7 protein-coding genes, 2 tRNA genes and 1 pseudogene are annotated in these 8,567 nt (G+C 64.0%); 2 read left to right on the top strand and 8 right to left on the bottom strand.

Annotated elements, in window-relative coordinates:
• Nucleotides 1-264 precede the first annotated feature (264 nt).
• The 3 genes from CRT23_RS26765 to CRT23_RS26755 form a co-directional block, all read right to left on the bottom strand.
• Nucleotides 265-340: transfer RNA gene (locus CRT23_RS26765), tRNA-Phe, on the bottom strand.
• A gap of 121 nt (nt 341-461) precedes the next feature.
• Entirely contained in the window at nt 462-686 is a 225-nt protein-coding gene (yacG, locus tag CRT23_RS26760) for a DNA gyrase inhibitor YacG (protein WP_103712543.1), read from the bottom strand.
• Nucleotides 683-1,327 (bottom strand): Maf-like protein, encoded by a 645-nt coding sequence (locus CRT23_RS26755; protein ID WP_103712542.1) that lies wholly within the window; start codon nt 1,325-1,327, stop codon nt 683-685. Before CRT23_RS26755 ends, yacG begins: the two co-directional genes overlap by 4 nt.
• Nucleotides 1,328-1,586: 259 nt before the next feature.
• Here CRT23_RS26755 and CRT23_RS26750 point away from each other — a divergent pair.
• Nucleotides 1,587-1,661, top strand: a tRNA-Gly gene (locus CRT23_RS26750).
• A 68-nt stretch (nt 1,662-1,729) separates the two neighbouring features.
• On the top strand, nt 1,730-2,092 hold the full coding sequence (locus tag CRT23_RS26745; protein ID WP_103712541.1) for a hypothetical protein: 363 nt from the start codon (nt 1,730-1,732) through the stop codon (nt 2,090-2,092).
• A gap of 591 nt (nt 2,093-2,683) precedes the next feature.
• Here CRT23_RS26745 and CRT23_RS26740 read toward each other — a convergent pair.
• From CRT23_RS26740 to CRT23_RS26720, 5 genes and pseudogenes are all read right to left on the bottom strand, one after another.
• Nucleotides 2,684-2,947: pseudogene (locus tag CRT23_RS26740) on the bottom strand (response regulator); the annotation flags it as partial.
• Between the two features lie 459 nt (nt 2,948-3,406).
• Complete coding sequence (locus CRT23_RS26735; RefSeq protein WP_103712540.1) at nt 3,407-4,465, bottom strand: hypothetical protein; 1,059 nt, start codon at nt 4,463-4,465, stop codon at nt 3,407-3,409.
• Between the two features lie 237 nt (nt 4,466-4,702).
• Nucleotides 4,703-5,428: a hypothetical protein gene (locus tag CRT23_RS26730; protein ID WP_103712539.1), complete on the bottom strand. Its 726-nt coding sequence runs from the start codon at nt 5,426-5,428 to the stop codon at nt 4,703-4,705.
• 33 nt (nt 5,429-5,461) lie between these two features.
• Nucleotides 5,462-6,712 (bottom strand): alpha/beta hydrolase, encoded by a 1,251-nt coding sequence (locus CRT23_RS26725; protein WP_245436624.1) that lies wholly within the window; start codon nt 6,710-6,712, stop codon nt 5,462-5,464.
• 245 nt (nt 6,713-6,957) lie between these two features.
• Nucleotides 6,958-8,130 (bottom strand): hypothetical protein, encoded by a 1,173-nt coding sequence (locus tag CRT23_RS26720; RefSeq protein ID WP_103712537.1) that lies wholly within the window; start codon nt 8,128-8,130, stop codon nt 6,958-6,960.
• Nucleotides 8,131-8,567 lie beyond the last annotated feature (437 nt).

Raw genomic sequence — 8,567 nt, 5'->3', positions numbered from 1 at the left:
GGGCCCCGGGGGCGGGGGGCGGGGGGGGCGGGGCGGGGGGGGGGGGGGGGGGGGGGGGGGGGGGGGGCTCAGCGCCAGCTCAAAGCAGGAACCGTCAGCAGGGCAGCGGATCGTGCCCAACGGCCAATCCGGAAAAACGCAATTTCTATACGGCCCGCACAGAATACTCGACCGGCCTATTAACTGCCACCCAGTTCCAGCCAACCACATCCACGAGAGGTTGACATAGGAATATGCGGCAGCTGCTACAATTCAGGAAGACGATGGTGCCCAGGGACGGAATCGAACCGCCGACACTGCGATTTTCAGTCGCATGCTCTACCAACTGAGCTACCTGGGCCTCGGCCGGTTCGCGTGAGCGGCACCGGCTGGAGCGGGGGTATAGGGGGTGGATTGCGGCCTGTCCAGCCTCGATCGGAAGAGATTTTGCTGGTTCGCTTTCCGCGCCGGAGCGACGACCTTCAGACAGTCCGGTCCGAGCGCGGATCGACGCCATCGGCGTCCTCGTCCTCATCCTCTGCGGTGGGGATCGCGTAGCGGTCGGTCAGCCAACGTCCGAGATCGATGTCAGCACAGCGGGTTGAGCAGAACGGCACGAAGGCAGGCTCGGACGGCTTCTTACAGATCGGACACGGGTCAGGCTTGACGGGACTAGCGCGTCTGCGGCCGATGTTCGGATCGCTCATGCGGGGCCTCCCCAGGCACTGCGGACCGGAAAGCCCTCCCCATCGAGGAGGTTGACAGTCTCATAGAGTGGCAACCCGACCACGGCGCTGTGAGATCCCACGAGCTTGACCACGAAGGCTCCGGCGAGCCCCTGGATCGCGTAGCCGCCGGCTTTGCCGCGCCACTCGTCGGAAGCGAGGTAAGCGTCGATCTCTCGCGAAGACAGGCGCTTGAAGCGCACCCGGGTCTCGACCACCCGCTCACGACGGACATCCTGGGGGGTGAGGAGACAGACTGCCGTGTAGACTCGATGCTGGCGCCCGGAGAGCAGCCGCAAGCAATCGGCCGCTTCATCCGGCAGCTCGGCCTTAGGAAGCACCCGACGTCCTACCGCTACGACTGTATCCGCCGCGATGAGGAAGGCCTCGCGCATGTCATCCCGCCGCCGCGCTGCTGCCCCGGCGGCGGCAAGCTTTTCACGCGCAAGGCGGCGGGCGAGCTCGCGCGGAGTCTCCGATTTCCGTGGCGTCTCATCAATATCGGCTGCCAGCAGGGCATCGGGCTCGATGCCGATCTGCTGCAAGAGCGCGAGGCGCCGGGGTGAGGCCGAGGCCAGAATGAGGCGGGCGCTCCGGCTCGAGACAGGAGTTTCGTCGATCATCGTCACGTGCGGGCCGTCATGCGCAGGGTTGGTATCCTGTATGGGAGCGAATGGAGAAAGACTGGCCGATGCTACACCTCGACGGGCGAATGGGCTGGCGGGGCCGTAAAGGCGGCGGGAACCTAGCGGAAACCCCTAGTTTTGTGAACGCGTCCCGAGGCATCCTTGAGGCCGTCGACCCGTGGACAACGAGCGCGGGTCTGATATGGTCCCGCTGGTGGTCGTCGCGGCCACCGCCGCGGTCTCCACTCCGCGTCGTGCGGGCGTAGTTCAGTGGTAGAACGTCAGCTTCCCAAGCTGAATGTCGTCGGTTCGATCCCGATCGCCCGCTCCAATCATTTCATGCACTTAGCTGCTTTGATGACTGGCGTCTCACATAGCGGATCGAGACCGGCGCTCAGCGTGAGAGACCCAGCCCTCCTCAGTAGCTTACGGGAGCGCGTCGCGGATGCATCTGGTCCAGACCGCGCACTCTTTGCCCAGGGGTGGTTTGCCTGCACCGGCAAGCAATCGCCTGATACGAAAGCCCGCTTCGCGATCCTCCTTGATGCGAAGGCTTGGATTGATGCAGCCCTCCTGTTGGCACGCTTAGTCTTGCCGGAAGGCCGTCTGTCCGTCATGGCCTATGGCGGCATCTTCTCGATTGTGATTGGGACTGCGAACCTGGCCCATGGTGCTGGCGCTGATCGATCACACGCTATCCATCGGGCGGATGAGTTCGGTTGGGCGATCCTCGCAGCCGTTCTGGACGAGCTGCTCGCGTAGCGACCGAGCCAGGATGAGTAGGGACGCGAGAGCCTCATCCAGAGTAACGGTCCGACAGGCGTCATTCGATCGCCCCGAGGCACACTCATGAAACTCGCCGTCCTATCGCTGGCAGGCATCAGCTTGCTCATGGCCGCCCAGGCTGGAGCGCAAGGCCTTCAGCCCCCTTCCGACGATACGAGTATGAGAGAGGCTCCTCGTACGCAGCGTGAGCGTGATCTGGGTCTGGATGGTAAGCCGCGAGGTCAAAGAGAGCTGTAGGCTCCCGACAGGGACGGGTGCTCGACAGAGGAGCCCGGTGACGATGAGGACGACGATCTCGGCGAAGCTCTTCGTGAGGTTCAGCCCTCGAGGCCTCAGGCTCGTTGATCGGCGGCAGATCCCTATGCGCCCTCTACTGCTCGCAATGCTGCTCGTGTTTGCAGCTGCGCCAAACGCCCATGCTGAGCCCGCGTCGACCCTCAATGAACTGTGGCATCTGCTCGGCTCCTGTTCTCAATCGGTTGGCGGGCCCGCAGAGTCAGCGGGCTCTGAGGTCACGGTTCTGTTCAGCATTAAGCGCGATGGCAGCTTGCAGGGGCAGCCGCGGATCACCTTGTCCTCAATGCCGGCCATGCCGGACAGGATCAGGATGGGCGTCTTGATCTTTGACGCCCGCAAGGACCGCAGGACCTCGTAGCCTGAGATGTCGGGCAGGTTCAGGTCGAGCAGGATGATGTCGTAGTCGTAGAGTTTGCCGAGATCGATCCCCTCCTCACCGAGATCCGTTGTGTAGGTGTTGAAGCTCTCGGACTTGAGCATCAGCTCGATGCTCCGCGCGACAGAGGCGTCGTCCTCAATCAGCAGCACGCGCATGGGTCAGGATCCTCGAGAAGTTGAGGGATCCTGAACGAGCATCGGCAACAAACCGTTAAGGTTGCGCTGATGCCGGACATAGCAACGGCCACGGACGCTGAGACGGGGTGCGCGTACATCCGGCGTCACCCTATCCCGACATCGTGGCCGCATCCGATCGGGCCGTAGAGCCGTGATCGGTATGGCCCTGAAATGGGGTCGTTATGGTTAACGTTCAATGAAGCTGCCCCGCCGCCCGATCTGATCACGGGCCGGCGGGGAGGATCGTCCATCTCACAGGCGAGCCGGTACGCAACGTGGCTCGCCGGGAAGATGCAGGTCTTCGGTTACCCGAAGGATCACGGCCGGTGTCGCCGGACGTGTCGATGTGGGACCGTAACATCGCCAACGCGTTTCCGGCTTGGGCTGGGCATACCACGGCGATCAGAACCTGCGCCGTGATCGCATGTGCGGGGCGTCTTAAAAGTGAACGGCATCCCTCCTGATGGTCGGGCTCCTGGATTGAATTGCGAGGAGCGCTTCGAGGGCATCGAGTAGGCCAGCATCCCAACCCGGAGCGAGATCCTCAAGGATTTGCACCCACGCCACCTCATCGACGTCGGGGCCGCAGATCAAATCAGGGATTCCATCGATAGGATTGTAGGCGATGTCTTTGATCCGGCCATCGCGCACGGCCCTCATGCCCGCCGAAAAAGCCTGCGCGATCACATCTTCGGACGCCTGTCGGCCCATTTCTATGAGGTACGCCGTTTCGGTGACGATCGCAGCGCGCTCGCGTTCGGCCTGATCACGCTCTAGAATCGCCTGATCTCGGGCATCGTGGCAGTTCCGTAGGGCGAGATACTCCCCCCGGGGGAGTCTGACCCGACCGGTCACCAGGCGTGCGTGACCGCAGGGCCGCCCGACCTTCTCGTGGTACAAATCCTGGAATACCCGCATTGCAGCGGCGTAGGCGCGTCGACCAGCGCGTGCGGCATCTCTTTTGGGCATACCCTGACGCAGGCATTCCTGCTCTGCGGCCTCCCGGGCGGCGTAGCCGGGGTGGAGCGCGGGTGCCAACATCGCGGTGTCTGTCGGAATAATCGCGGCGTGAATGTGAGGAAATGTTTCGTCATGATGAGCTACGATGGAGCAGATTGCGTTGTGTGCCCCGGCAAGATCCAGAAAGAACTCGGCTGCCCGGGCGCGCCACGCTCTGTATTTGCGGCGTTCTGCGAGGGACGCGGACGTTTCAGGCATCGCGACTGGATATGACGCGACCCCCGCGAGGAGGACGCGCTGAGTCACCCGGATTTCCTTTCGTACGCCTCGCTTTGTCGTCTCATAGGCTTCGCCTAGGCGTCGATTGAGCTGGGTCGCTATCTCAGCGAATGGGAGCCCCGCGATCTGGATCGGCGGGTGTGGATCCTCGACGTGCGCGCAGCTCCCCGGGACCCGGCTGAGCTCGTCGATCACGAAATTTGCCCTGCCACCTTTCCGGGCGTGGAGGTCGATATGGAGGAAGTTCGTGCGCGTCATGATCTAGACCCCTCGTTTGAGAGAGGGTGGCGAGGGCCTCTGAAAATCGCAAAGCCCGGACCCGCATCGAAAGGCTATCGTGGGCGGACACTGTCATACTCGGTACCGACTATAGCAGTGCACCCACCAAGAAACTGGGGTCCTTCTGATGAAAATGTCGATCAGATCCAAAAAATCTCAGTTTCGATATTTGCGATTTTCGTAGGATCTCGCGATCCTCCTTATCAACGCGGGATCTCAGGGTCGCAACCTCTCCCGGGATGATCGAAGGGAGCCGCCGTGGCCGAGGATATACAGCTCACGAGAGACTTTATCGCTAAGGGGGCAGTCCCTGAGCTTGTCGAAGAATTGGCCCTGCGCGGAAGCGGGTCGAACGCTTCGGTTCTGCTCTTCGGCGACCTCGGCTACGCGGCCAATCTCGCTGAGCGAGTGTTCGCAGCGAAGGCGAGGGACACCAATGGCCTCTTGAAACGTCTCCCGGTTCACATGAAGGTCTTGGTTCGCGATACGGGTGATGCGACCGACCCCCTCACCGGGGAGGTACTCTCGCCTGACCACCTGCGTGCTTCGTTGTCTGCCCAGTATGCCAACCTGCTCCGCACGGCCGTCATGCATCTCGACGGCCCGAGGCCGACCGTCATCATTGTCCTCGAGCCGCTGGGCGGCACGTTTCGCGCCAGGGAAGCGCTCGACAGGACATGGCGCCAGAGAACGGAGAAAAAGAAGAAAGACTTCGCCGATGTGAATAAGGACGAAAGGCCGGTCGCGCAGCTTGCACCCCGTCCGCCCAAGCCCTGCACCCTCGTGAGCCTGCCGCTTCTTCGCGTCGATCCAACCATGATCGAGGCGGCCCCGCTCCAGGACGTCGGCGAAGTCGCGACCTGCGGCGGGCTGGATTTCAACCTCACGCCCGGCGCGATGGGTACGGACATCGACATCAAGATCGGCTTCGTCTCCCCTCACGCTGCAGGCCCTGACTTCATGAGGGGTAGAGCCCTATTGCCCGCCGCTTCCGAGCGCACGCACTGGTGCGCCGACGAGATCGACCGTGGAGCCGATGGTGTCCATGAACCCGCTGCCGACGTTCGAGAGGTGCTCGCCGTAGGTCTCCCGGGTTTGGGGATCGACCAGGGCGACGGGGGCGGCCACCGCCAGGGCGGCGCCGGTCGCGATGGTGGACGCGGCGCCGGCGGCGGTACTCACGAGTCGATCGCCGATGCCGGCCTGGCCGTCCGAGATCGGCTGGCCGTCCGCGAGCCGCTTCCCCAGGAGGGCGACGACGTCGGCCGAGGCAAACTTGCCGTGGTTGAGGGCGTTGCGCGATTTGACCGAGGTCAGGTTCAGGACGGCGACGTTCTCGCGTTCGAGTTCGAACCGGTAGGGTTCTACGTTCGGATCGATGGCACCCAGGCGGACGCTGTCGCCCCAGACCTGACGGGAGACGGCCAGGGCTTGGTCGTCGCCGGAGACCATCAGCGTCAGCCTGGGTCGATCCTTGCCCATGTCGTGGAAGGCGGCGCGGACGAGGTCCATGTCGACGTCGGGGGCGGCCAGGATGACGTTGCGGATCTTGGGCGCGATCCGGCGATCGCGGATGGCCATCCGGCGCAGCGACTCGAGGGTCAGCCAGTTGCCCATGGAGTGGGCCAGGATCGTCACCTCGCCGACGTTCGGATCCTTCGCGAGGTCGCGCAGCAGGGTCTCGAGACCGGTGCGGGAGAAGTTCGTGCTCTCCCGGTCGTAGCCGTAGGCCAGGACGGAGCCGCGGGACGGCGACTTGAACAGAACAGGCGCGACCTCGGCCCCGGAGTCGTGCACGATCTGAGCGAAGCGGAAGACGGCGTCCTCAAACTTGTTGTTGAAGCCGTGGACGAACACCAGAACGTGTCGCTTGGCCGACCCCCGGACGGTCCGGTTCGTCCAGGCGGGGACCTTCGCGCGCTCGATCGGGTCGGCGTGCAGGGCGACGAAGTCCGTAGCTGGGTTGCCGGGGACCGACTTCGGCCATTGGACCGAGCCCGGCTGGCGGATGGCATCGGGTGGAATCGAGACCGCCAAATCGGTATAGGTCACCGCCTCGCCGCGCTCGCCCGAGAACAGCACGCCGGGGTCGACGGCGGCCTTGCGGGTCGTGGCAACGAGCATGTCGACCCGGGAGGTGCCTGCGACCTGCTCGGCACCCGCGATGGGCAGGAGAACGCCATTGGGACGCCCGGCGCAGCCCGTCAGCAGGGCGAGCGCCGTCATGCTAACCATACCGCCAGTCGTCATACGTCCGAACCCAAAGGCTCCGAACACCCGCATCTCCACGTCCAACTTGCTGGAAGGCTGGACGGGCGCTTGGTTCACGCACCGTCAAGATCGGAGCACGATACGATGCGATTTCAGCGTCTGGCAGTCTGCTACGACGGTTCGGGAACGGATTTGGTGAAGGAGTCACGAAAGCTGCGCGCAGATCGTATTTGGTAAGATCTGCTTGTTTGCTGGATGGGTTATCGCCCACCCAGAGACGCAGGCTGACCCGGTAAGGCGATGCGGGTTCCGGTGTCCGTGAGGATGTCCCCGGTGACTTGGTACACGCCGAGCGTCCGGTCGACGTAGTTGCCTATGTAGACGTAGGTGCCCGAGGGGCTGAACACGATGCCCTGGGTCACTGCACCAGCTTCGGCGTCGGCCACGCGCCGAACGCGGCCCTCTGGATCGATCGCCAGTAGAGCCACGGAACTAGTCGGCGTGTAGCCAGGGCTGCCCTGCGGCGCGCTTGCGCCCCGGACTACCGACACGGCCGCGTGTCGCCCGTCGGGTGCGATCGCCAGAGCCTCGGGGGTGTCGCCGATCCCCACATGGTCCATGACGACGGGGCGCTTCGCATCCGCTCGGACCACGCTCACCGTATCGGCGTGGCCGTCGCTGGGCTCGGGACCCGTGTTGCCGGTAAGCGCGAGCGTGCCGTCCGGCGTCACGTCGAGGCCGTAGACGCCTGAACCAACAGGCATGTCGAGGCTTCGGTCGTAGCTGATGTCCGTGTGGTCGAGGGCAAGGACGCCGATCTTCCCGGCCTTGTTCTTGGCGAAGAAAGCCCGCCTGCCGTCTGGCGCGAAAGCAACGGCAGCGGCCTCGTCTCCGACATCAACCGTGACGACCGGGCGAACCACGGTATCGCGGATCGTCAGGGCCGTAACGCTGCGCCCCTCGCGATTGGCGATGAGCATGAGGTCGCCCACCTTGTTGATGGCGATGCCAGATGGCTGCAGGCCGACTTTCAGGGTTTCGACCAGGCGCGGCGGCTCGGCTGCAAGATCGATAACGTGTAGCCGGTTGTCAGCTTGCGCGTACCAAGCCGGTCCCTCCTGACGCATCAGGACCGAGCTTGCCACGAGCCCGAGCCGGCCATCCGGCGTGATCCGAAGGTTCGTTGGCGGGCCATAGACCGAGTTGTCGAGGAGAAGGGTGTGAACGAGCCGGGGGTGCGCCTCGTCGCTGACATCGAGGATACCGACCGCGTCATGGCCGTTCGGTCCATTTCTCCCGCCTTGCGCTTCGAAGAAGGTTTTGCCGTCGAGGCCGACGAGGATGAAAGCTCTGGTGTCCGCTGTGGCTGCGCCGGAAACAGCCAAAGCCAGGAGCGCGGCGGTTCGGAGCGTGTTGGCGATGGATCGTCTCATCAGGCGAACATAGGGCAGACACGGCTGAAAGCCTGTCGAGGCGTAAGCCCACGCGAAGCCCTCCAGCCGCTCACGACAGCGTCAGATCCTGGGTGGCAGGCCGCTTTTCGTGATGCCACCCGTGGTGTCGAGCTTGGCCCGGCACGTCATGCCCTAGAGCTAGGGGGGCGTCACGCAGAGGAGCCTCAAACCTGTCGAGCGCAACGAAGGACCCGCCGCGGCTGTAGGGCCGGGCGGGTCTCGAAGCTGGATCCGTGCGGCTGGCCCCTTACAGGCTCAGGAAGGCGTGGGCCGAGCCGACGATGGTGAAGACGAGGCCGCCGGCAAAGGCAGCGATCATCGCGTAGGAGAAGCCTTTCAGCAGCATCCAGGTGTCCCTCCTATCAGCAGCGGTTTCCGCCCGAGGTCTGGCCGTACTGTTGGGTGGGGAAGTTCTG

The sequence above is a fragment of the Methylobacterium sp. V23 genome (assembly GCF_002917135.1).
Lineage (GTDB): Bacteria > Pseudomonadota > Alphaproteobacteria > Rhizobiales > Beijerinckiaceae > Methylobacterium.
This window is presented reverse-complemented; position numbering and strand designations above follow the sequence as displayed.